The sequence below is a fragment of the Candidatus Pantoea soli genome, from assembly GCF_007833795.1.
Taxonomy (GTDB): domain Bacteria; phylum Pseudomonadota; class Gammaproteobacteria; order Enterobacterales; family Enterobacteriaceae; genus Pantoea; species Pantoea soli.
This window is the reverse complement of sequence record NZ_CP032703.1, coordinates 362,384-385,282: the sequence shown is the minus strand read 5'-3', so window position 1 is coordinate 385,282 and position 22,899 is coordinate 362,384. Positions and strand designations below refer to the sequence as shown.

Sequence of the window (22,899 nt, the reverse complement as noted above, 5' to 3'; positions counted from 1 at the left end):
ATGCGTAAATTACCCTTTTCATTGTCTGCGGCACTGGTCCTGACCGCACTCAGCGCGGGTGTGCGGGCGGAGCAGATCACCGTCATGATCTCCGGCGGCTTCCGCGCCGCGCTGGAGCAGCTGGCACCTGCCTATGAAAAACAGAGCGGCGATCAGCTGGTGATTATTCCCGGCCCGTCAATGGGCAAAACGCCGCAGGCCATCCCTAACCGGCTGGCGCGCGGCGAGAAAGCGGACGTGGTGATCATGGTCGGCGATGCGCTGACCCATCTGCAACAGCAGCAGCAAACCCTGGCCGGATCGCGTGTTGAACTGGCAGACTCGCCGATTGGTGTGGTGGTGAAGAAAGGAACAGCCGTGCCGGATATCAGCAGCGATGAAAAGCTGCGTAACGTCTTGCTGCAGGCGAAATCGGTAGCCTATTCAGACAGCGCCAGTGGCCGCTACGTCAGCACCACGCTGTTTAAAAAACTGCAGATTGACGGACAGATGCAAACCAAAGCGCAGATGGTCGAGCGCATTCCGGTAGCCTCAGAGGTGGCAAAAGGGCGCTACAGCCTTGGCTTCCAGCAGGTCAGTGAACTGCTGCCGGTGCCGGGGGTAACGTTCGCTGGCGAACTGCCCGCCGATGTGCAATACATCACCCGCTTTGCCGGCGCGGTAACGGTGCACGCGGCGCATCGCGCCCAGGGCGAAGCGCTGCTGGCGTTTCTCGCCTCGCCAGCCGCACAAAAGGTGGTGAACGCGACCGGCATGCACAGCGTGACCGCACAGGCTGCAACTAAGCAGCCGGATGCTGTTCCGTGATCAGCTTTTCCAGTTCTGCCGCCATGTACGACTGGATACGCCCGCGCTGACGAATCAGCCCGACCGAGCGGGTGACCACCGGATCGATCAGCGGCAGGTGCGTCAGCACCGAATGACCGGCGGAAGGCAGTGACATCGCGGGCACGGCAGCAATGCCGATGCCCGCTTCTACCATCCCCAGCAGGGTTGTCACATGCCGGGTTTCACAAATACTGGCGCGTGCCGGCGTTAAATGTCCCAGTGCCTGGTCAAGCAGGGTGCGGTTGCCCGAGACTTTATCCAGCGCGATGTAATCCTGCTGAAAATAGTCCTGCCAGCGCAGTGCGGCTTTTCGCGCCAGCGGATGATCGTGACGGCAGGCTGCCACATACACATCTTCCACCAGCGGGATAAACTCCAGGCTGGGATGCAAATTGCGGGCAAAACAGATGCCAAAATCCGCCTGGCCGCTGCTGACGGCTTCCAGTACGTTACCCACGCTGCTGTCGATGAGCTTGATGCGTACGCGCGGGTAGCGCGCCTGAAAGCGACGAATCACATCGGGCATAAAGTAATAAGCGGCGGAGGGCACCGTGGCGACGGTGACCAGCCCGGTCCGCTCCTGACTGACCTGATTCACATCCGCCAGTACCGCTTCGACGCTGGCGAGCAGCTGTTCTGAACGTTCGGCAAAATTCTGACCAAACAGCGTCAGGGTGACGCGCCGCGTGGTGCGATCGAACAGCCGGGTGCCGAGCGCGGATTCCAGCTTTTCAATCCTGCGGCTCAGCGCCGACTGCGACAGACAGATGGACTCTGCCGCAAGGCGAAAATTGCCGTATTCCACCAGCGCGCGAAAGGCATACAGATCGTTGAGGTCGAAGTTAACCGGCATGGTAAGTGACATCCTTCAGAAAAAAACGGTGCGCAGCAGAATAGCCTGACTCGTGGCGCTCACCTTATCTGTTCCGCGCCGCAGGCAACCCTGCGGACGGCGATTTATGTGATTCAGATCCCATTCTGCAAATCACTTCTATACTCATACCTTTCTTTACACAGCACTGCGCTGTGTTTGTCGTTTAACAGGGATGCATCCATGCAAAACGCTTCATCACCCCCACCGGAGGAGAGCGGCGCGCTCACCTTCACCGTCCGGCAACGTCTTTTTTTCGTGGTGCTGGTCGCCACCATGGGCGCGCTGGCCTACGGCTACGACACCGGCATTATCTCCGGTGCGTTACCCTATATGACGCTGCCGGCCTCGCAGGGCGGCCTGAATCTTACGCCGTTTACGGAAGGACTGGTCACCTCAGCGCTGACGTTCGGTTCTGCGGTGGGCGCCTTTCTGAGCGGATACGTATCAGACCGGTTTGGTCGCCGCATTACGTTACGCAGCCTGGCGCTGCTGTTTGTTGCCGGCGCGCTGGGGACGACCCTTGCCCCGGACGTCGAAATCATGGTGGCAATGCGCTTTATTCTCGGCATCGCCGTTGGCGGCGGCTCCTCCACGGTGCCGGTCTTTATTGCGGAAATCGCCGGGCCGAAACGGCGCGCGCCGCTGGTCAGCCGCAATGAGCTGATGATTGTCTCAGGGCAGCTGCTGGCCTATGTGGTGAGCGCCTGTATGAGCCTGCTGCTGCACGATCCGCACATGTGGCGTTACATGCTGGCGCTGGCGATGGTACCGGGCGTGCTGCTGTTTGCCGGCACTTTCTTTGTTCCCGCTTCACCGCACTGGATGGTGGCCGAAGGACGCTTTAACGAGGCGCTGCGTATTCTGCGCAAATTGCGTGAGAACCCGCGGGAAATCAGGAAAGAGATGGCAGAAATGCGCCAGCATGCCCGTGAAGCGCATCAGGGGCCGGCGGCACGCGAGCTACTGAAAGAGCGCTGGATTGTACGGCTGCTGCTGATGGGCTGCGGCATGGGCATTGTGCTGCAGTTCACCGGGGTAAACGCCTTTATGTACTACACGCCAATCATCCTGAAAAGCACCGGCATGGGTACCAGCGCTTCGATTGCGGCCACCATCGGTAACGGTGTGGTCTCGGTGCTGGCAACCTTTGCCGGTATCAAAGCCATCAGCCATTTCGGCCGTCGTCCGATGCTGATGACCGGCCTGACGATTGTGATCGCCATGCAGCTGGCGCTGGGGGCGGTACTGGTGTTTATGCCGCACAGCATGACGCAAAGCCTGCTGGCGCTTGGCTGCATCCTGGTGTTTTTATTCTTTATGCAGATGTGTATTTCGCCGGTTTACTGGCTGCTGATGTCAGAACTGTTCCCGATGAAAGTGCGCGGGGTACTGACTGGCTCAGCGGTGGCGTTTCAGTGGATCTGTAATGCTGCGGTGGCCTTTGCCTTCCCGCCGCTGCTGTCGCTGGTGGGCAATAACGCCTTCTTCATTTTTGCCGGGATTAACGTGGCATCGCTGATTTTTGTCATGCTGGTGCTGCCGGAAACGCGCGGCAAATCACTGGAGCAAATTGAAACGCACATGCGTGAACGCTTCGGTGACGCGGCGGCAGACGCGTCTTCTGCGGCATAATCCTGCGGCGATTATTCGTTGTCGACCGTGCGGCGCTTTGCCTCACGGCGACAACGTTCCGAGCAATACTGCACCTGCTCCCAGCACTTCTCCCACTTTTTCCGCCAGGTCATGGGTTTGTGACACTGTTTGCAGTAGCGCACTGGCAGCGATTGCTTGTTGCCTTTAAACGTCTTCATCCGCCTTTTTCTCCACGCATTACTTCGCTGCCGCCGTTGTCATTCAGCTGCACGTTTTATTGCCGTTTTACTAATAATCTTCCATCGCGATAAAAGCGCGTGTGCGACTGCTTAATTAAGCAGCAGTGCAAACAGGGCCGCATTAAAATAGGAATTTTTACCTGTATTACTTTTTGCCGGCCTATTATATTGCCGACTGACGATGTACCGTCTGCCAGGGATACGGCGCACAAACAACAATCAAATTAACATAATGACATTCCATTAGCATTAATGGTAATGAGGATTTTAATGCTTTTAAAACGCAGCCTGAGTATTGCCGTGGTATTACTGGTGACCTTATCTGTAACCGCGTGTGGCATGTCACACCGTGGCCGAAACACCGCGATTGGCGCGGGTGTGGGTGCCGTGGGTGGCGCTGTTCTGACTGGCGGCAGCACCTTTGGTACGCTGGGCGGTGCAGCCATTGGCGGCCTGATCGGTCATGAAGTAAGCCGCTAATTTTAGTTTGTTGCAACGGTTTCATTATTTTAATAAATAGTGAAACCGTTAAATTCATTTATTGTTTTCGCGGCTTCCTTCCGCACCGTATAAACCAGATTGCTTTTCCGTACGCAATAAACCCTGCACAGATTTCGCTTAAATTCGGTACAGGGTGGTAATACCATCATCCTGCTGCAGCCTTTACTCCACCACAAGCTGATGAATAGCCAGCGCGGCGCGAGCGGCTTCCTGACCTTTTTTAATGAAATGGTCGCGATAGAAGTTTTCAATTACCTCTGCCGGCTGGAAATTGTGCGGCGTTAGCGACACCGAAAACACCGGTACATTGGTGGTCAGCTGCACGTTCATCAGGCCATCCACAACCGCCTGCGCGACAAAATCATGGCGATAAATGCCGCCGTCCACCACCAGCGCCGCGCAAACAATCGCATCATAGTTGCCGGTTTCAGCCAGACGTTTTGCCAGCAGTGGCATTTCAAAGGCGCCGGGAACATCAAAGGTTTTCAGCTGATGTTCAACCTGCTGTTCTGCCAGGGCCTGGCGGAATCCCACCAGCGCATTATTCACTATCTCGTTGTGCCATCCCGCTTTAATAAAGGCGATTCTGAAGGTATGCATAGGGCTTCCATAAGTAGCTGAAAAAAGCATAAGTGAATAAAAAATCTGTGATTTTTTTCACTCAGGCAAGGTGATTCTGGTATATCACATGTCGCGCGTGCGATCCACCACGCCCGACGCGCTGCTTGACGTCCGGCAGCGCCTGCAATACAAATAGAGCCGTCGGGGGAGTCTCGCCACAGAGACTGAGAGGCTGATAGCGCACTGCGCGGTTCAGCGACCCTTTGAACCTGACCCAGTTGATACTGGCGTAGGAAGACTGACGGCGTGCTGTAACGCGCTGTCTGGCGCAGAGCGGCATCCTGCCTTCGCGCTATCCCTTCTCCTGTATCCACGGGTCTCAGTCAACACTGAGAGGCCGATGTGAATTTCCTTCTGATTGCGGAACCGGCATTGTGAGCCGCTGGAGCGTACTGGGCTGCGGCGTGGCCGGTCTTTGTGTGGCAACCCTGCTGGCTGAACAAGGCGAAACCGTTGAGGTTTTCGGCGATGCATCCCGCCGTCCCGCCTCCTGGTTTGCCGGCGGGATGTTAGCCCCCTGGTGTGAAGCGGAAAGCGCCCCTGCGGATGTCATTCGCCTGGGACAACACGCCGCCGGGTGGTGGCAGCAGCGGGTCAGCGGCGTGGCGCACCGCGGTACGCTGGTGGTTGCGCCAGCGCGGGACAGCAACGAGCTGACGCGGTTTGCCCGCATGACAGAGCAGCACCAGTGGGTGAATCCTGCAGAGCTGGAGCCGGCGCTGGACGGGCGCTTTGCCCGCGGGCTGTTTTTTGCCCGTGAGGCGCACCTCGATCCGCGCATAGCGCTGACGGAACTGCGCGAACGCCTGCTGCAGCGTGGCGTATGCTTTGACGCCACTGCACCCTCCGGACGCATCATTGACTGCCGGGGTATTCACGCGCAGCCCGCACTGCCGCGTCTGCGAGCTGTGCGCGGTGAGATGCTGATCCTGCACAGCGATGAGCTGCACTTTTCCCGCCCGATCCGTTTACTGCATCCCCGCTTTCCCTGCTACCTGGTGCCGCGCCAGGGCGGGCATCTGATGCTGGGTGCCACCATGGTAGAGAGCCAGGATGCCAGCCCGATCAGCGCCCGCGCCATGATGGAGCTGCTGAGTGCCGCCTGGGCGCTGCACCCGGCGCTGGCCGAGGCGCGAATTATCGAAAGCGCCAGCGGACTGCGTCCGGCCTATCCGGATAACCTGCCGGAAATCCATTTTCACAATGAAACGTTTTACCTTAACGGCCTGTATCGGCACGGCTTTTTACTGGCACCGATGCTGGCAGAACAGCTGATGCAGCGCCTTTCCGGAGAAGTGATAAATGAATATTCAGCTTAACGGCCGTGAAATAACAACAACGGCGCGCACGCTGCGGGAGCTGCTGGCCGAACAGCAGATTGATGCAGGCTGTGTCGCCAGCGCGGTCAACGGCCAGTTTGTGCCCAGAAATCAGTATGACAGCCTGCAGCTGGAAGAGGGCTGTCAGCTGGAAGTGCTGTCACCAATGCAGGGAGGATAACGATGTTTTACGATTTTGCCGGCACTTCCCGCTTCCTGCTGGGCACCGCAGGTTACCCGTCACCTGCGGTGCTGCAGCAGGCCATTGCGGCTTCCGGCACCGGGATCATCACCGTCAGCCTGCGCCGCGAAGGCGCCGCCGGGGCGGCGTTTCGCGAGCTGCTGACCGGCCTGAAGCTGCGTATTCTGCCTAACACCGCGGGTTGCCATACTGTTAAAGAGGCGGTCACCACTGCGCATATGGCGCGTGAGCTGTTTGATACGCGCTGGATCAAACTGGAGGTGATTGGTCATGCCGACACCCTGCAGCCGGACCCGTTTGCGCTGGTGGAAGCGGCCCGCATCCTGTGTGAGGACGGGTTTCAGGTATTTCCTTACACCACGGAAGATCTCATTGTCGGTGAAAAGCTGCTGGAAGCGGGCTGCGAACTGCTGATGCCGTGGGGCGCGCCAATTGGGTCCGGTCAGGGGCTGCGCAACCTGGATGGTCTCAGGGCGATGCGCGCCTGGTTCCGCGACACGCCGCTGATCATTGATGCCGGTATTGGTGCGCCGTCGCAGGCTGCTCAGGCGATGGAATTGGGCTTCGACGGCATTCTGCTGAACACCGCCGTGGCCAAAGCCGGCGATCCACCCGGGATGGCCAACGCGTTCCGCCTTGCGATCGAAGCCGGGCAGGCCGCCTGTGCCGCCGGACTGATGGAGAAGCGCGACATGGCGGTCGCTTCGACGCCGATTTTTGGCATGGCCAGTTTCAGCTAAGGAGTGACGATGGAGCGCTATCAGCGGCAGATGATGCTGCCGGAAATGGGCGAGGCGGGGCAGCGCCAACTGGCGCAGGCCTGCGTGCTGGTGGTCGGTGCCGGCGGGCTGAGCGCCACGCTGTTACCGCAGCTGGTGGGGGCGGGCGTCGGCCGGCTGCGGCTGTATGACGACGATTGCGTGGCGCTGCACAATCTGCACCGGCAGACGCTGTTTACGCAGCAGGATGTCGGGCAGCCGAAAGTGCTGAGTGCGCGCCAGGCGCTACTGCAGCGCAATCCCGACGTTCAGATCGATATCGTCCAGCGCGCGCTGACCGCCAGTGCTATACCGCAGGCGGTGGTCGGCTGTGACCTGGTGATTGATGCCGCGGATAATTTCGCGGTGACTTATCAGCTCTCTGATCACTGTTTAGCGGCGGGCGTGCCGCTAATCAGCGCGTCGGTGCTGGGCCGGCAGGGCTATGTCGGCGGCTTCTGTGGCGGGGCACCCGGCTACCGCGCCGTGTTTCCGCAGCTGCCGGCTGCCGCCGCCAATTGCAATACCGCGGGGGTAACCGGACCGGCGGTGGCCGTGCTGGGCGCATTACAGGCGCAGATGGCGCTCAGTGTATTGCTGGGGTGGCAACCCTCACCGCTGGGCTGCCTGGTAAACTGCGATTTTGTGCACTGGCATTTCCGGCAGTTTCGTTTTGACGGCGCAGCAGATCCGACCGAAGCGGCGGTGCCGTTTATCGACGCGCAGATGCTGCGGGAAGATGACTGTATCGTAGAGCTGCGCAGCACAGCGGAAGCGCCGGAGAGCGTGGCCCCGCAGGTGGAACGCGTGCTGCCGGATCAGCTGGCGCACTGGCAACCCCCCGCGGATCGCCGCATTGTGCTGGTGTGTGCCAGCGGCATTCGCGCCGCGCAGGCCGCCACGGCGCTGGCGCAGCGCGGCTGTGACAGGCTGGCGATTCTGGCCGCGCGTCGGCCATGAGTACCGATATCGATTTCACTGAGGTCAGCTTTGGCTGGGGCGATGAACTGCTGTGTCAGCGCTTTAACCTGCACCTGCGCGGCGGCCGGATCACGGTGCTGCTCGGGCGCAGCGGGATCGGTAAAAGCACACTGCTGCGGCTGGTGGCCGGGCTCATCACGCCGCAGCAGGGCCAGCTGACCGATGTACGCAGCAGCGTGGCGTGGATGGGACAGCAGGATCTGCTCTATCCGTGGCTGAGCGTGCTGGAGAACGTCATGCTGGCGGACCGGCTGCAGGGAACCCGTCCCGACCGGAAGCGGGCGCTGGCGCTGCTGGAGCAGGTTCAGCTGGCAGCGGTGGCCAAGGCCGCCCCGCACGCGCTCTCTGGCGGGATGCGGCAGCATGTGGCGCTGGCTCGTACGCTCTATGCGCAGCGCGCGGTAGTGCTGATGGATGAACCGTTCGCCACCCTTGATGTGATGACCAAGCTCAGCCTGCAAACCCTGACGACCCGACTGCTGCGCGGTAAAACCGTGCTGCTGGTGACGCACGATCCGCTGGAAGCCTGCCGCATGGCGGATGACATTCTGCTGCTGCAGGGGACACCGCTGCAGGCGGAACGCTGGCCGGTACCGCACGGCAGCACACCGCGTGCCATTGACGATATGGCGCTGCTGCAGGCGCAGCGCGATCTTTTCTCCCGACTAAATACTGATGAACAAACTGTTTAGCGCGATCTATCTGATCGCCGTATTGCTGTGCGCGTGGCTGCTGGTTCGGCGCCAGGGCGTACCCGATTTTCTGCTGCCGGCGCCGCAGGCCGTGCTGCAGGCGCTGTGGCAACAGCGGCAGCTGCTGGCGCATCACGCCCTGTATACCCTGGCGGAAATGGCGCTGGCGCTACTGCTCGGCACCGGAAGCGGCGTTGCGCTGGCAGTACTGATGGCCGCCAGCCCGACGCTGCGTCGCCTGCTGTTTCCGCTGGTCACGGCCAGCCAGGCGATTCCGGTGTTTGCGCTGGCCCCCCTGCTGGTGCTGTGGCTGGGGTTTGGCATCGCCTCCAAAGTGGTGGTGGCGGCGCTGATCCTGTTTTTCCCGCTGTGTCTGTCGCTGTTCGATGGCCTGTGCCGCACGCCTGCGGGCTGGCTGGAGCTGGCGCAGACGCTCTATCCCTCACGCTGGCGGCTGTTCTGGCAGGTGCGCTGGCCGGCTGCGCTGCCGCAGTTTTTTTCCGGTTTACAGATGGCGGTGGTACTGGCGCCGATAGGGGTGGTGATTGGCGAGTGGGTTGGGGCAAGCGAAGGGCTGGGTTATCTGATGATGCAGTCCAGCGCGCGGCTGGAAACCGCCACCAGCTTTGCGGCGCTGCTGCTGTTGCTGCTGCTGGCGCTGGCGTTGTCGGCCAGCGTAGCGCATTTACGTAAAAAATATCTCTGGCATTCACATTAAGGATCTCGCCATGTTTCGCAGAGTATTGACCGTTTTTCTGTTATTCACCAGCCTTGCCGCACACGCCGAGCAGCATGTTCGTCTGCTGCTCGACTGGTTTGTTAATCCTAACCATGCGGCGATTTTCGCCGCGCAGTACAGTGGCGCCTTCAAAAAAGAGGGGCTGGAGGTGGAGATGATCGCGCCCGCTGATTCCGCCGCCGTGCCGCTGTTGCTGGCAGCCGGCAAAGCGGATCTGGCCATTGGCTACCAGCCACAGCTTTACACGCTGGTGGAGAAAGACGTGCCGGTTATTCGCATTGGCACGCTGATCAATCAGCCGCTCAACACCCTGACCACGCTTTCACCGTCCGTGCACACGCTGAAGGATTTTGCCGGTAAATCGATCGGCTATGCGATCCCCGGCTTTGAAGATGTGGCGATACGCAACATGCTGGCGTCTCAGGGGGTGGATGTCAGCACGGTTAAGCTCATCAGCCTGAACATGGATGCGGAATCGGCGCTGCTGACGCACAAAATTGACGGCGCCATGACGGTGTACCGCAACTATGAGTTGCTGGATCTGAAAAACAAAGGCGTTACGCCGCAGGTGTTCCGGCCGGAAGCGTTCGGCGTGCCGGCGTATGATGAGCTGATTATCCTCGCTAACCAGAAAACCGCCGCGCAGGACACGCGCGTGGCGGCATTTCTGCGCGGACTGGATGCCGGCGTAGCCTGGCTGCGTGCGCACCCGGAAGCGGCATGGCAGGCGTTTATCCAGCGCTATCCGGAACTCAATACGCCGCTGAATCACCAGGCGTGGCAGGCAACGTTACCTTTTTTTGCCGCGCACAGTGCCGCCCTGGACCGAAAGCGCTATCAGGCCTTTGGTGACTATATGAAAGCGAACGGACTGGTTAAAACGGTGGCGCCGCTGGATCGCTATTCGCTGTAGACGCAAGCTGGCGCAACCACAGGAAAATGCAAAGACAGAGACACCTGGTTACACCCGCGGCAGGGTTTTCGGAAAATACTGGAATTGTGTGACTGTCATCACTGTGTGAGGCGCGCTAAAATAATCGCTTCTCATTTCAGCAGAGGTTTTCTGACACGATGTCTTCGCGTTTTACTTTGGCCACCTTAGCGGCCGCATTACTGCTCTCCGGCTGTGCCCGTCACGCTGCCAGTGACAGCAGCGCTTCAGCCGCCTCTGAAACCCCGGCCGCCACCGCTGCCGCAGCACCGATCGACAATCAGAACTCGGATTCACCGTTTGCCAGCGGCCCGACGGTGATTAACGTGTCGCATCTGGTGACGCGCACGGACGATGGTTCAACGGTGTATGTGACGGTCGACGGTCAGGAAGCGGGTCTGTTGCAGAAGGGCGAGAACAAAACCCTGCGCGTCCCTGCCGGTAAGCATCAGGTCGGCGGATATGTACAGACGCTGTTTGGCTTCGGCAAAGTGACCATTCCGTCCGTGGCGATCACCACCGACACCAGCGCGCCGAAAAACGTGGTCTATTCTGTGACGCGTCAGAAGCCCCAGTTCAGTGAAAGCGCCGCGGCGCCGAACAACTCCTGATCGACCGGCATCAGGCCAGCACCGTTTCGCCCTGCTGATTTTGCAGCTGGTATAAGCGAAAAGGCCGCGCGGACCCAATCAGCTCCGCCAGTCGCGGTGAGTGGCTGGTAAGCCAGATCTGACTGTAGCGCGCGGCCTCCACAATCAGCGAGGCCAGTGCCGGCAGCATTTCCGGGTGCAGGCTGTTTTCCGGTTCGTTCAGCGCAATAAAACGCGGCGGGCGCGGGCTGAGCAGGGCAACCGTCAGGCACAGGAAACGCAGCGTCCCCTCCGACATTTCACTGGCATGCAGCGCTCGCTTCAGTCCGGCGCGCTGCATTCTGAGTGCAAAATGCGACTGCTGATTTTCACACCAGAAGCGGCAATCCGGAAACGCTTCGGCCAGAATCGCTGTCAGCACTTCGCCCGCGCCAATCTCTACAATGGTCTGAAACGCTGCCGCCAGATTGCGGCCGTCGCCTGCCAGCACCGGTGAACGGTAGCCAATCGCGGGCCGGCGCAGTACGGAGGTGCGTGACAGATCGAAATCATGATAAAAGCGCCAGCTGCGCATCCGTTCACGCACCTGTGAGACTTCCGGATAGCGGTGCGGCTCTGCCAGCTGGCCGAAAATGGATTCGTTCTCATAGATGGCGTCGGTGAAGGTCTGCTTTTCACCGTTGACGTCCAGCAGGAATGCCGCCTGGTTTTTGCGCTGTAAAATGCGCGCGCTGTTGCGCCGGGAGAAGCCGCTCAGCCAGATGTTCTCCTCTTTGAACACGCTGTCGAGCTGGAACTGAGTGGGATAAGGCAGGCGATCCGGAAAGCCGAGCTGCATCTCATACTCAAATTCCGGCGTGTCGCAGGCGATGGTGATACGGTGTGGTGTCCGGCTGCTGAGTGTGCCTGACCACATCACGTTTTCCAGCCCGCCTTCGTCACTGATCGCGGCCGCAGCCTGACCCATTGCTGAGGCCGAAAGCAAATGTAGTGCCTTGTAGATATTGGATTTGCCGCAGCCGTTGGGCCCGAAGACAAGGTTGATCTCATCCAGTTCCAGCGTCAAATCACGAATTGAGCGGTAGTTACGAATACTGATACGGTTAATCACACAGCCTCCCTGATAACGCGACAACACCTGCCGTCACGATTTTACCCGATAACCGAGTAAAAAGGGGGCTGTCGTGCGCTTAACCCATAAACGCATTAATCATGTCAATCGCATTAATTACCACGATAAATAAGATGATGTACGCCAGCAGATTAAACGAAATGATTTTTGAATGAGACATTATCCATCCTGAAGCGTGAGGTTAATAAAACTGAAACAACATTTACTATTGCGTATCAGATTCAGGATTACCATGCTGAGCCAGTATTATCAGTGCGTTATTGCGGACGTTATTTTCTTTATGCGCAATATCGACTGAATTATCAGGAAAAATCCACCCGCAAAAAACGTGATTAAAGAGTAACCTCAGGTTTGCTCCATAAATAACTGGTCTTTATCTGGCGGATGATTTAAACGGTAAATATTAATTATGCGCTTGAGATCACGCTTTATTAATAAGCGTACGCAGTGGCGCGACGGCAAAAATAATGACGTGGCTAAACTATCCCTTCAGAACCGGCGATTTTCACTCCGCGAGTGAAACTGTTCTTCTGCTGACGCAGTGTTTCGCGCCACCGCCTCCCGCTATGCTGCTGCTATCTTCACACGACGATAAATGAATAAGGGGTTACGGCATGAAGGCGATTGTATACAGCCAGAACGGTTTACCGATTACAGATGAAAAAGCGCTGTACGAGCTTGAAGTCGACAAGCCACAGCCCGGCGCGCGCGATCTGCTGGTGAAAATCCACGCTATCGCCGTGAATCCGGTGGATACCAAAGTGCGCGCCGGTTCTCCGGCGGATAAACCGCGTATTCTCGGCTGGGACGCAGTGGGTGTGGTCGAGGCGGTGGGCAGTGAGGTTACGCTGTTCCAGCCGGGCGATGAGGTGTTCTATGCCGGTGACATCACCCGTCCGGGCAGCTACGCCGAATATGGCCTGGTGGATGAGCGCATCGCCGGTCATAAGCCGCGGTCACTCAACGACGCCGATGCCGCTGCGCTGCCGCTGACATCGCTGACCGCATGGGAGCTGTTGTTTGATCGGCTGGAAGTGACCGCGGAAGAGGATGCTGCGCTGCTGATTGTGGGGGCTGGCGGTGGAGTGGGGTCCATGCTGACTCAGCTGGCGCGCAAGCTCACGAAGCTGACGATCATTGGCACCGCGTCGCGCCCGGAAACCGCCGACTGGGTGCGTTCGCTTGGCGCGCATCATGTCATCGATCACCAGCGTCCGCTGGGCGAGCAGCTGGCGGCGCTGGGGCATAAAGAGGTGCGCTATGTGGCCTCACTTACCCATACCGATAGCTATTATCCGCAGCTGATTGAAGCGCTGGCCCCGCAGGGCAAGCTGGCGCTGATCGACGATCCGGAGTCACTGGATGCGGTACCGCTGAAGCGGAAAGCCATTTCCCTGCACTGGGAGCTGATGTTCACCCGTTCGCTGTTTCATACCGCGGATATGCAGCGACAGCACCAGATTCTGCAGCAGATCAGCCAGCTGATTGATGATAAAACGCTGCAGACCACCGCCGGGGAGCATCACGGTACCATCAATGCGGCCAATCTGCGCAAAGCGCACGCGCTGATCGAAAGCGGACGCGCGCGCGGTAAAATTGTGCTGAGCGGTTTCTGACCCTGTCCGGCCTCACCGCCTGCGCCCGCGGATGCAGCGGTGTAGCCGGCTTTACCTGGTTACTGGAAAATCACCATGACATTAAATGATGCTGTTGCCCGCCGTCATACGGTAAAAGCCTTCGCCAGCGGCCAGAGCCTGCCGCAGGCGGAGATCGATACGCTGCTGAATCTGCTGCGCAATTCACCCTCTTCGGTGAATTCCCAGCCGTGGCATTTTGTGGTGGCGTCTACGCCGGAAGGGCGTGAGCGGATCGCAGAATCCACCGACGGCGAGTTTATCTACAACCGTGCCAAAGTGGTGAATGCTTCCCACGTAATTGCGCTGTGCATGCGCAGCGATATCGATGAAGCACACCTGAATAACCTGCTGGCGCAGGAAGAGCAGGACGGGCGCTTCACCCGGCCGGAAGCCCGCGCAGGACAGGATAAGAGCCGTCGCGGTTACGTGGATATGCACCGCTATGAACTGCGCGACCTGCCGCAGTGGATGGAAAAACAGGTTTATCTGGCGCTGGGCGGTCTGCTGCTGGGCGCTGCCATGCTGGGGATTGATGCCACGCCGATGGAGGGGTTCAGCCCGCGTGCGCTGGATAAGGCGCTCGGTCTGCGTGAGCAGGGCCTGACCGGTGTGGTGCTGGTCTCGCTGGGTTACCGCAGCGAGGAAGATTTCAACGCTGCTCTGCCAAAATCCCGCCTGCCGCAGGATGCGATTTTCACCTTTATCTGATGCACGCTGCCGGGTGCGCTGTGACAGGCGCCCGGCAGGCTTCTGCCGCCGCGCTCTCTCGTTAAGGCTTCCGCTAACTCATTCACAGATATAAGAATTTGCTCTGTGCCTGTTCGCTATTTGACTGGCGACACGGGCGTGGCCGTGTTATTACAGGATGTCAGTCTGCCTGTAAGCGACCCTGTGGAGAGAAGAATGAAAAAGAGCTTGTCCTTTGCGCTGCTGCTTTCGCTGGGCGCATTCAGCCAGTTAGCCGCCGCGCAGCCCACGCTGCGTTTTGGCGTGGACCCGACGTTCCCGCCGTTTGAATCCAAAGCCAGCGACGGCTCGCTGCAGGGGTTTGATATTGAACTCGGCAATGCCATCTGCGCGCAGGCAAAGGTGAAATGCCAGTGGGTGCAGATAGGTTTTGACGGCAGCATCCCGGCATTACAGGCGAAGAAATTTGACGCGATTTTGTCGGCCATGTCGATGACCGAAAAGCGGCGTCAGCAGGTCGCCTTCAGCGATATGCTGTACGTCACGCCGAGTGCGTTGCTGACGCCGGCCGGCAGCACGCTGACGCAGGATATTGCTACGCTGCGCGGTAAAAACATTGGTGTGGCGCAGGGCACTATCCAGGAAACCTATGCCAAAACCAAATGGGCGCCGCAGGGCGTGAATGTGGTCTCCTACCCAAACCAGATGGAAATTTATCCGGATCTGGTCGCAGGGCGTCTTGACGCCAGCCTGGCCAATGCCGTCTCGGCCGAACAGGGATTTTTGAACACGCCGGAAGGCAAAGGCTATGTCAATAAAGCCACGCTGGATGACAAAGCGCTGTTAGGCAACGGCGTCGGCATCGGCTTACGCAAAGGGGATGAGGCCAATCTGAAGGTGATTAACACGGCGCTGGCGGAACTGCACCAGAACGGCACCTATGACCAGCTGGCGAAAAAATACTTCCGGTTCAAAGTCTATCCATGAGATGTCGCGCGCCCTCTCCGCCGGAGAGGGCGGCGATTCAGGCGCGAGGTTTCTCCTGCGTCTTCTCATCCTCCGCCGGGATCTGCGGCTCATCAATGGCCCGCGCGTGACCGGACTTCAGCAGCTGAATATCCAGAATCACGTAGGTCATGGTGGTGATAAACAGTGAAATCACACTGCCAATCACGCCGCTGGTAGTGAAGGTGAAAAAGTTATACATCACCGCCCAGGTCACGCTGATAAACAGCGCCAGCGCAACGGTAATGGCTGACTGCGAATAGTGCGTGGTCCGCGCACCCATGTCGTTAATTTGCAGGCTGAGATTGCTGCCGGTGTATTTTTCCAGCAGCAGAATGCTCTGCTCCCAGTTACGCAGGCGGCGTGCGCTGCTGCGGGTGGCAAACACAAACAGCAGCGAAAGGAACAGGCCGGAAAAGGCGATCAGCACCGGCACCGCTTCCAGCGCATAGGCAATGCTTTTATGGCTGGAGGCCTGCGCAATGGCGCTGAGATCCAGCGTCAGTGAAGCGCCCAGTGCGGCATAGAGAAAGATAAACAGCAGCAGGTAGACCGCGTTGCGCTTCCAGTCGAGATCGGTTTCATGGCTTTTCTGCTGGCGTGCGCTCTGCAGTGCCTGCTGCAGGCGCGGCTGCTGCGCGGCGTCAATGGCGTCCACTTCCTCGCCCAGCAGGCGGTGAATAAAAGGCTGATCGGCCTGATCAAGGTTAATGCGCATAATTTTCCCGGTGGCATAACAAATGTGGCGACAGTGTAACGTAAAACCACCCGGAAATGCGTTATCCGGCTGGATTCAGCGGCCACTGCCGCCGCTGGATCACCGTGCGATAGCCATCATGATCGCTAAAGGTTTGCCCCCCTTGCTCCCAGTAGGGGTTCAGCGCCGCGGTGCGCCGGAAACCCGCCTGCGCCATGGCGGCACAGGTGTGTTGCCACGCGGCCTCTTCAGGCAGATAGAGCACCAGCAAATCTTCCGCTGTCGGGCGCGGCTCCACCGGGTGAGCATGGCAGATGGTAAACTCCAGATGCCAGGCCATACCGGGTTTACCCAGCATGACGCCGCTGAAACCGGCATGATGGGCAAAGCTGCCGATCACCGCTAAATCCAGGCCGGCGCAGTAAAGAGTGCGGCTGCGCGCCAGATCGCTGACCGGACGGGCAATACGCAGGACAGAAATGCTCATGGTGCTACTCCTGTTAACGTCACAACGCTTGCGGATAACTGTAGTCTTCCCGCAGGCGGCAGGGTGACAATCGTGCTGTGGCCCGCCAGGCCGCCGGCAGGCGCAATGGACAGATTGGCGCTGCCGGATTAATCGGGTAACGTGGAATGCTGTTTATTACCCTACGCCCCGTTGCAGGAGAGTCAGCTATGACCACGCACCCCGGATGCATTGCCGTTGTCTGCGATGAATTCACCGATTCCGCTACCGTTAACATGCTCAATGAAGTCACGCGTCAGCTTCAGGCGCGCGGCCAGAGTGCACTGCTGATCAATGCCGCCAGCGAAGCGCATTTTCGCCTTGCGCTGCGCCCGCTGGCGCATCTGCCGCTGAACGGTCTGGTGTTTCTCGCCAGCCTGTTTCCTCACGAGCTGGAGGTAGTGGCGGAGATGCTGCCAGCGGTTAACAGCGTGCATCTGTGCCACAGCGCCAGTCCTGCGGCCAGCGTGGTCACAGCCGATGGCTGGCAGGCGGGTCAGCAGCTGGCCCTGCTGCTGCTTGCGCAGGGGCATCAGCGGTTTGGCCTGATGCAGCCGCGGGAAAGCGACGCGGCGGATCCCCGTTACGCCGGCTACCTGGCGGGGCTGCAGCAGCAGGGCAAAACGCTGCAGGCACAGCTCAGCGCGCCGGGGCCGCAGCGTGAACAGGGCTATCAGGCCATGATGGCCTATCTGCGCAAAACCCGCGCAGCAGAACGCATCAATGCCCTGTTCTGCACCTGTGATTCGCTGGCGTTTGGTGCCTTGCAGGCCGTGCGCGATTTTGGTCAGGGTGCGCACGTGGCCGTGGTCGGCATGGACGATGCAGACGAAGCGCGCGCCCCGACCTGGCATCTGACCACCTGGGCACCGCGCCGTGACCTGCTGGTGCGTGAAGCCATCAGCCGGCTGCTTGATCAGCAGCACAATCACAGCAGCGCCTGGCAACAGGGCGAACTGCAGGTGCGCCACTCGCACCTTGGCAAATCCGTGCCGGGTGAAATGTCACAGTGCGGGTGTGCGATTCGTCATTAGCCACACTACGGCGGCGGCGAACACGCCGTCGTCCTCTCTGCCCCTCCGCACCGCATCTGCCTGCTTCGGCAACGGTCCGCCCATTTTTCCTGCTTTTTTATGTCGCCAGCCGGTTTCTTTACGCCATTTTTATACCGTGAAGGGTTAAATCAGCGCATCGCCGGTTTCCGGCTTCAGCAGGAGAAACGCCATGTGTGGCTTGCTCCGGTTTCTGCTGCATCACGACAGCGTGCGCATTGTACAGGACGCTGACGGGCAGCCTTCATCACGGACACGTTCTATGTCAGGCACAATTCTGGTTTCACACAATCTGCATCAGTCATCAACGCTGGCAGTCATTTACGATCGCGTTCTCACGCGGCGCGGCGGCTTATGGGTTTGCCGCGAAGAAGATCCCGCGCAGCCTGGCGGCGAAAACAGTGGAGCGCTCCGTTTCCGGCATGGCGCAGAGTACGACACGCTGACGTTTTCGCTCACGCGCGGCGAGTGGGAAGAGGGCTATCACGGCTACGTTCATCAGGGATTATGGCCGGTATTCCATCAGCGACCGGATCTGGCGCGCTTTACCCCGCAGGCGTTCCGTCAATACTGTCAGTTCAATACGCGTTATGTGCATGCCATTACCGAATACGCGATGCCGGATGATGTCATCTGGCTGCAGGATTATCACTTCATGCCCGCAGCTCAAATGCTGCGCGATGCCGGATTGACCAACCGCATTGGGCTGTTCTTCCACCAGCCTTTTCCTGCCGGACAACTGTTTGAGGCGATCCCGGAGTGGCGCATCCTGGCGGCCTCGCTGCTGTGCTGCGATCTGCTGGGGTTCCAGACAACACAGGACATGAACCATTTTCTGCTGTGGATGGAAAGCGCGTTCCGCGCGGAAAGGCTGAGCAAAACGCGGCTGCGCGTTCACGGGCACATTATTTCTACGGGGGTGTATCCGGTGGGAATTGATACGGAAGAGGCGCAGGCACTGCAGCAAAGCAACAGCTGCCAGTTTATGGAACAGCAGTGCCGTGAACGCCTGCCGGCAAACACACTGATCAGTGGCGGCCATCTTGATGACTGTACCGGCTTGCCGTACCGCATCAGCGCGCTGGAAGTGCTGCTGCGCCAGCATCCACAGTATGCCGGTCACCTCACCCTGATCCAGCTTGCCTCCTCAGCCAGCGGGCATGCGCACCGGCAGCAGGCGCTCAGTCACCATCTGGAGACGCTGTGCGGCGAAGTGAACGGCGTCCACGGCATGCTGAATTGGTATCCGGTCAGCTATCTGCATCATGATTACCGGCGCGAAGAGCTGGCGGGACTGTATCGGGCCGCCCGGGTGGCCGTCGTGACGCCGCTGACGGCGGGCATGAGCCTGATGGCAAAAATGTATGTCGCGCTGCAGGACGCGGCAAACCCCGGCGTGTTGATCCTGTCACAGTTTGCCGGCGCGGCGGAACAGATGGATGGGGCGCTGATCGTTAATCCGTACGATCCGGATGCGATCGCTGACGCGATTCACACCGCATTGCGTCTGCCATTGTGTGAACGACAAAACCGCCATGCACGCCTGCTGAATGCGCTGCACCGCGACGATTGCCACGCCTGGGCGAGGCGTTTCCTGTCGCACCTTTCCAGCCCGGAAGCGATGCCGCAGAGTGGTGTGAATAGCACAATGATGACCGGCGCAGCCATGTCGGCGCGACTGCGTTACTGAACCGGTGCGCTGTGCGCCGCCAGCGGCAAAGGGGTGACAGTATGGTGCAATGGGTCAGCGAAGGGCAGGTATCCGGCGCAGGCTGGAAACGGAGCAGGACATCGCGCGCCCGGCGCAGCAGGGGCGAAGCACATTCAGGCAACAAGCCGGAACAGGGCGGGCGCGGGAAAGACAGCGGCTAATGACGGGTTTTTTTACCCGGGTTTTCGCGGTTGCGAAAAATATGCGTGACGTTGTGGGTGTCTTTCAGTGCAACCGCCTCACCGGCAGGTGCTTTTTTGCTATTCGTGACTTCTTCAATCGCCCGCTGAAACGCGCGCTGGCGGGCCGGATCGGTTTCCTGGCCTGCCAGTGTGTGCAGTTTATCGAGCAGGGCGGTTGCTGTCACCGGACCGGCTTGTTTCAGTAGCTGTAATACGGCATCACCCATAACAATATCGGTTAGCCGTTCATCTTCACTTCGGTACATAGAGACTCTCAGTAGCTGCGTGATGTCTGGCATGCATTCAGCTGATAAACAACAGGCCAATCAGTTCCTGATAATGAAGCTCTTCCTGGGCGCTTTGCGCCTGCTGTAAACGTGAAATCAGCTTATTGCACAGTGATTTGCGATTTAACGTGCGATTGTCGCGTAATATTTCAACCACCAACTGCCCTAAGGTTTCCTGCTGGGAAGGCAGTGATGCCTGGTTGAAATAGCGCGCGATTGCAGCAGATGGTGCTGATGGATTCCGGTCCTGACGCATGGTTCAGTCCTCGTTGAGTAGAAGTAATGTCGGCTTCACTAAACTTATACAAAGATGGTGTATCTGTACAGGAATAACGGCGGGGGCTGCTATTGATTTTTTTGCAAAAGATGCTAACTGAGCATTTACAGCGGGTTACGATACGCTTTTTTAACTTGCTGATACGGCTGCTAAAAAGCGAAGCGTGGGAAAAGTTGTACAACATAGTTGTGCAGACGCGGCGTCTGGTGTCTGCCAGCGGGCTGAAAAGTGCAGGGGTGCGGCGGGAGACGGCCGCGCGGCATCGCGGACGCCTTACAGCAAAGCGGGAAGCGGCGCAGCCTGTCAGTCACGCAGTGAACAGACCGCCTGACTGACATCCGCTATCAGGCAGGCGGTAAGAGAAGGGAAGCAATCAGGCAGGGCATAACGGAGCCTGAGACCAGCGCGGCGAGCGTACAGGCCGTCAACACGCAGGCCTGCAGCCGGGTAAAACAGCGCCTGCGCCGCGGCAAGGCGGGCAGGCGGGTGGCTAGCGCAGCGCGCCGCTGCTGTCTGCCTGCGTGGCCGCTGAAGCTTCCAGGACCACCGGAATACTTTTATAGGCAGGGATGCCGCTTTCGGTATCGTGACTGTCCAGCGGCACCATCACGTTGGCTTCCGGGTAATAAGCAGCGACTGAACCCGGCGCCATGTCATAAATGACCACCGTCAGGTTATCCAGCCGCCGCGCAGTGCGTTGCCCCTCCGGATCCAGCGCAATCATATTGACCGTATCGCCCACGCGCAGCTGGCGCTTTTCTGCTTCATCCGCCGAGATAAACAGCACGTCGCGCCGGCCGCTGATGCCGCGATAGCGATCGTTCAGGCCATACAGCGTGGTGTTGTACTGATCGTGGCTGCGCAGGGTGGTCAGCACCAGATCGTGACAGCGTAACGAGCGCGGATCTTCATTGATACCCTGCATCACTTTGAACTGCGCCCGACCGGAAGGGGTCAGCCAGACGCGTTCCGACGCTGCGTTGTACAAACGGAAGCCGCCGGGCTGCATGACGCGCTGGTTAAAGTTTTCAAATGCCGGGAACACCGCTTCGATGGCATCACGAATGAAACTGTAATCGCTGACCATTTTATCCCAGTCTACGCGGCTGTCTGGCAGCGTGGCTTTCGCCAGCCCGGCCACCAACGCCGGTTCCGATTTAAGGTGCGGTGAGGCCGGGGGCAGCGTGCCGCGTGAGGCATGCACCATCGACATAGAGTCTTCCACTGTGACGCTCTGCTCACCCGACGCCTGCTGATCCACTTCGGTACGTCCAAGCACCGGCAGCAGATAGCTGTGCTTTGCCATCAGCAAATGCGAGCGGTTCAGCTTGGTGGCCATATGCACTACCAGGTCCAGCTTACGCATGGCGGCAAAGGTCGCCTGCGGATCGGACATCGCCTCAGCAAGATTACCGCCCAGGCATAACAGCGCCTGCGATGTGCCCTGCTGAATCGCCTGAATGGCGGCCACCGCGCCGTGCCCGTGCTGCTGCGGCGGTTTAAATCCAAACACCTTTTCAATACTGTCGAGCAGCGTCTGTGACGGAATCTCGGTAATGCCAACGGTGCGATCGCCCTGAACATTCGAGTGGCCGCGCAGCGGGCAGATGCCGGCGCCGCGCCTGCCGATGTTGCCACGCAGCAGCAGCAGGTTGGCAATCTGCTGCACATTCTGCGTGCCGTACTGATGCTGGGTAATGCCCATGCCATAACAGATAATGGTGTTTTGCGCGTTGGCATACAGGCGGGCAATGTTCTGAATTTCAGCCAGATCCATGCCGGAAACCTTCAGAATGTGGTCCCAGTCGGTATTATCCAGATCCTGCTTTAACGCCTCAAAGCCCTCCGTGTGTTCGCGGATAAACGTCTCATCCAGCACCGGCGGTTCCCCGGCGGCTACGGCCTGGTCGTGCAGCGACAGCAGCGTTTTCATCACGCCTTTCAGCATGGCGGCGTCACCGCCGACGCGCACTTTATAGTAGGTGGATGCCAGCGGGGTGGAGCTCATCGAAAGCATTTCAATCGGGCTTTGCGGTGAGGTAAAGCGCTCAAGGCCACGTTCACGCAGCGGGTTAATCGCGACAATATGCGCGCCGCGTTTGGAAACGTCGCGCAGCGTTGCCAGCATCCGCGGATGGTTGGTGCCAGGATTGTGTCCGATGCACAGCACCAGGTCACAGTGATCGAAATCTTCCAGCTCGACCGTGCCTTTGCCGACACCAATAGACTGCGGCAGGCCGACGCTGGTAGGTTCGTGGCACATATTGGAGCAGTCCGGGAAATTATTGGTACCGTATTCGCGCGCGAACAGCTGCCATAAAAACGCCGCTTCGTTGGAGGCGCGACCGGAGGTGTAAAACTCCACGCTGTTGGGATCGTCATAGCTGCGCAGCCGCGCACCGATTTCTGTCAGCGCCGTTTCCCAGGAAACCGGCTTATAAGTATCACTGTCGGCATCGTATTTCATCGGATGCGTGAGCCGGCCTTCGCCTTCCAGCTCAAAGGCACTGCGCTGCCACAGTTCGCTTACGGTATGGGCGGCAAAAAATTCCGGCGTGGTACGTTTGCTGGTGGCTTCCCATGAAACCGCCTTGGCGCCGTTTTCGCAGAATTCAAACGAAGAGGTGTGTTGCGGATCGGGCCACGCGCAGCCCGGACAGTCAAACCCCTGCGGCTGGTTAACTTTAAACAGCGCGATCACATCCTGTTTCAGTGACATCTGACGACGTAACGCATCGGCTACGGCCTTGAGGGCGCCCCAGCCGCCAGCGGAGCCACCATACGGCGCAATGCCAATATTACGATTTTCCTGTTTCATTTCACCCTACCGTTAATGCAGTAATTGTCTCCTTTTAGCCT

General features: G+C 59.0%; 25 protein-coding genes and 1 riboswitch. Of the genes, 16 read left to right on the top strand and 9 right to left on the bottom strand.

The window, feature by feature from the left end; all coding sequences use genetic code 11:
- On the top strand, nucleotides 1-807 hold the full coding sequence (locus tag D8B20_RS19150) for a substrate-binding domain-containing protein (protein WP_145891635.1): 807 nt from the start codon (nucleotides 1-3) through the stop codon (nucleotides 805-807).
- Here D8B20_RS19150 and psrA read toward each other — a convergent pair.
- Nucleotides 782-1,681, bottom strand: coding sequence for an L-proline-binding transcription factor PsrA (psrA, locus tag D8B20_RS19145; protein ID WP_145891285.1), 900 nt, complete (start codon nucleotides 1,679-1,681; stop codon nucleotides 782-784). The genes D8B20_RS19150 and psrA overlap by 26 nt on opposite strands.
- 201 nt (nucleotides 1,682-1,882) lie before the next feature.
- Between psrA and D8B20_RS19140 the strand changes: the two genes are divergently transcribed.
- A complete protein-coding gene (locus tag D8B20_RS19140) occupies nucleotides 1,883-3,334 on the top strand; it encodes a sugar porter family MFS transporter (protein ID WP_145891283.1) in 1,452 nt (483 codons plus the stop codon).
- A gap of 11 nt (nucleotides 3,335-3,345) precedes the next feature.
- Here D8B20_RS19140 and D8B20_RS19135 read toward each other — a convergent pair whose 3' ends face one another.
- Nucleotides 3,346-3,513: a DUF2256 domain-containing protein gene (locus D8B20_RS19135; RefSeq protein WP_145891281.1), complete on the bottom strand. Its 168-nt coding sequence runs from the start codon at nucleotides 3,511-3,513 to the stop codon at nucleotides 3,346-3,348.
- A 291-nt stretch (nucleotides 3,514-3,804) separates the two neighbouring features.
- On the opposite strand from D8B20_RS19135, the gene D8B20_RS19130 reads away from it, so the two are divergent.
- On the top strand, nucleotides 3,805-4,014 hold the full coding sequence (locus tag D8B20_RS19130) for a YMGG-like glycine zipper-containing protein (protein WP_145891279.1): 210 nt from the start codon (nucleotides 3,805-3,807) through the stop codon (nucleotides 4,012-4,014).
- Between the two features lie 183 nt (nucleotides 4,015-4,197).
- On the opposite strand, the gene D8B20_RS19125 is transcribed toward D8B20_RS19130, so the two are convergent.
- Nucleotides 4,198-4,635 (bottom strand): 6,7-dimethyl-8-ribityllumazine synthase, encoded by a 438-nt coding sequence (locus D8B20_RS19125; protein ID WP_145891277.1) that lies wholly within the window; start codon nucleotides 4,633-4,635, stop codon nucleotides 4,198-4,200.
- A gap of 154 nt (nucleotides 4,636-4,789) precedes the next feature.
- Nucleotides 4,790-4,909, top strand: a riboswitch (TPP riboswitch).
- A gap of 121 nt (nucleotides 4,910-5,030) precedes the next feature.
- On the opposite strand from D8B20_RS19125, the gene D8B20_RS19120 reads away from it, so the two are divergent.
- The 8 genes from D8B20_RS19120 (at nucleotide 5,031) to D8B20_RS19085 (ending at nucleotide 10,889) form a co-directional block, all read left to right on the top strand.
- Nucleotides 5,031-5,975 carry an FAD-dependent oxidoreductase gene (locus D8B20_RS19120; protein ID WP_145891275.1) on the top strand — a complete coding sequence of 315 codons (945 nt, stop codon included), beginning with the start codon at nucleotides 5,031-5,033 and terminating at the stop codon, nucleotides 5,973-5,975.
- A complete protein-coding gene (gene thiS / locus D8B20_RS19115; protein WP_145891273.1) occupies nucleotides 5,959-6,156 on the top strand; it encodes a sulfur carrier protein ThiS in 198 nt (65 codons plus the stop codon). Before D8B20_RS19120 ends, thiS begins: the two co-directional genes overlap by 17 nt.
- Nucleotides 6,157-6,158: 2 nt before the next feature.
- Complete coding sequence (locus D8B20_RS19110) at nucleotides 6,159-6,917, top strand: thiazole synthase (RefSeq protein ID WP_145891271.1); 759 nt, start codon at nucleotides 6,159-6,161, stop codon at nucleotides 6,915-6,917.
- Between the two features lie 9 nt (nucleotides 6,918-6,926).
- Nucleotides 6,927-7,895 carry a HesA/MoeB/ThiF family protein gene (locus tag D8B20_RS19105; protein ID WP_145891269.1) on the top strand — a complete coding sequence of 323 codons (969 nt, stop codon included), beginning with the start codon at nucleotides 6,927-6,929 and terminating at the stop codon, nucleotides 7,893-7,895.
- A complete protein-coding gene (locus tag D8B20_RS19100) occupies nucleotides 7,892-8,608 on the top strand; it encodes an ABC transporter ATP-binding protein (RefSeq protein ID WP_145891268.1) in 717 nt (238 codons plus the stop codon). Before D8B20_RS19105 ends, D8B20_RS19100 begins: the two co-directional genes overlap by 4 nt.
- Complete coding sequence (locus D8B20_RS19095) at nucleotides 8,592-9,326, top strand: ABC transporter permease (protein ID WP_145891265.1); 735 nt, start codon at nucleotides 8,592-8,594, stop codon at nucleotides 9,324-9,326. The genes D8B20_RS19100 and D8B20_RS19095 overlap by 17 nt, the downstream gene beginning before the upstream one ends.
- Before the next feature lie 10 nt (nucleotides 9,327-9,336).
- Nucleotides 9,337-10,260, top strand: coding sequence for an ABC transporter substrate-binding protein (locus D8B20_RS19090; RefSeq protein ID WP_145891263.1), 924 nt, complete (start codon nucleotides 9,337-9,339; stop codon nucleotides 10,258-10,260).
- A 158-nt stretch (nucleotides 10,261-10,418) separates the two neighbouring features.
- A complete protein-coding gene (locus D8B20_RS19085) occupies nucleotides 10,419-10,889 on the top strand; it encodes a hypothetical protein (RefSeq protein ID WP_145891261.1) in 471 nt (156 codons plus the stop codon).
- A 10-nt stretch (nucleotides 10,890-10,899) separates the two neighbouring features.
- On the opposite strand, the gene D8B20_RS19080 is transcribed toward D8B20_RS19085, so the two are convergent.
- Nucleotides 10,900-11,979: an AAA family ATPase gene (locus D8B20_RS19080; protein ID WP_145891259.1), complete on the bottom strand. Its 1,080-nt coding sequence runs from the start codon at nucleotides 11,977-11,979 to the stop codon at nucleotides 10,900-10,902.
- 635 nt (nucleotides 11,980-12,614) lie between these two features.
- Between D8B20_RS19080 and D8B20_RS19075 the strand changes: the two genes are divergently transcribed.
- The 3 genes from D8B20_RS19075 (at nucleotide 12,615) to D8B20_RS19065 (ending at nucleotide 15,311) form a co-directional block, all read left to right on the top strand.
- Nucleotides 12,615-13,616: a zinc-binding alcohol dehydrogenase family protein gene (locus D8B20_RS19075; protein WP_145891257.1), complete on the top strand. Its 1,002-nt coding sequence runs from the start codon at nucleotides 12,615-12,617 to the stop codon at nucleotides 13,614-13,616.
- Between the two features lie 75 nt (nucleotides 13,617-13,691).
- Nucleotides 13,692-14,345: an oxygen-insensitive NAD(P)H nitroreductase gene (gene nfsB, locus D8B20_RS19070; protein WP_145891255.1), complete on the top strand. Its 654-nt coding sequence runs from the start codon at nucleotides 13,692-13,694 to the stop codon at nucleotides 14,343-14,345.
- A 195-nt stretch (nucleotides 14,346-14,540) separates the two neighbouring features.
- Nucleotides 14,541-15,311, top strand: a complete 771-nt coding sequence (locus D8B20_RS19065) for a transporter substrate-binding domain-containing protein (protein WP_145891253.1) — start codon at nucleotides 14,541-14,543, stop codon at nucleotides 15,309-15,311.
- Nucleotides 15,312-15,348: 37 nt separating this feature from the next.
- Here D8B20_RS19065 and D8B20_RS19060 read toward each other — a convergent pair whose 3' ends face one another.
- Nucleotides 15,349-16,047 carry a RipA family octameric membrane protein gene (locus D8B20_RS19060; protein ID WP_145891252.1) on the bottom strand — a complete coding sequence of 233 codons (699 nt, stop codon included), beginning with the start codon at nucleotides 16,045-16,047 and terminating at the stop codon, nucleotides 15,349-15,351.
- A 61-nt stretch (nucleotides 16,048-16,108) separates the two neighbouring features.
- On the bottom strand, nucleotides 16,109-16,513 hold the full coding sequence (locus D8B20_RS19055) for a VOC family protein (protein ID WP_145891249.1): 405 nt from the start codon (nucleotides 16,511-16,513) through the stop codon (nucleotides 16,109-16,111).
- A gap of 188 nt (nucleotides 16,514-16,701) precedes the next feature.
- Between D8B20_RS19055 and D8B20_RS19050 the strand changes: the two genes are divergently transcribed.
- Nucleotides 16,702-17,565 (top strand): substrate-binding domain-containing protein, encoded by an 864-nt coding sequence (locus D8B20_RS19050; RefSeq protein ID WP_145891247.1) that lies wholly within the window; start codon nucleotides 16,702-16,704, stop codon nucleotides 17,563-17,565.
- 280 nt (nucleotides 17,566-17,845) lie between these two features.
- Nucleotides 17,846-19,273, top strand: a complete 1,428-nt coding sequence (locus tag D8B20_RS19045; protein ID WP_145891246.1) for an alpha,alpha-trehalose-phosphate synthase (UDP-forming) — start codon at nucleotides 17,846-17,848, stop codon at nucleotides 19,271-19,273.
- A 178-nt stretch (nucleotides 19,274-19,451) separates the two neighbouring features.
- Here the strand turns inward: D8B20_RS19045 and D8B20_RS19040 are convergent, their stop codons facing one another.
- From D8B20_RS19040 to D8B20_RS19030, 3 genes are all read right to left on the bottom strand, one after another.
- Nucleotides 19,452-19,742, bottom strand: coding sequence for a hypothetical protein (locus tag D8B20_RS19040; protein ID WP_145891244.1), 291 nt, complete (start codon nucleotides 19,740-19,742; stop codon nucleotides 19,452-19,454).
- A gap of 37 nt (nucleotides 19,743-19,779) precedes the next feature.
- The gene (ycgZ, locus tag D8B20_RS19035) at nucleotides 19,780-20,019 is read right to left on the bottom strand and encodes a regulatory protein YcgZ (RefSeq protein ID WP_145891242.1); all 240 of its coding nucleotides are present in this window, start codon (nucleotides 20,017-20,019) and stop codon (nucleotides 19,780-19,782) included.
- 511 nt (nucleotides 20,020-20,530) lie between these two features.
- Nucleotides 20,531-22,858 (bottom strand): FdhF/YdeP family oxidoreductase, encoded by a 2,328-nt coding sequence (locus D8B20_RS19030; protein WP_145891240.1) that lies wholly within the window; start codon nucleotides 22,856-22,858, stop codon nucleotides 20,531-20,533.
- Nucleotides 22,859-22,899: the final 41 nt, after the last annotated feature.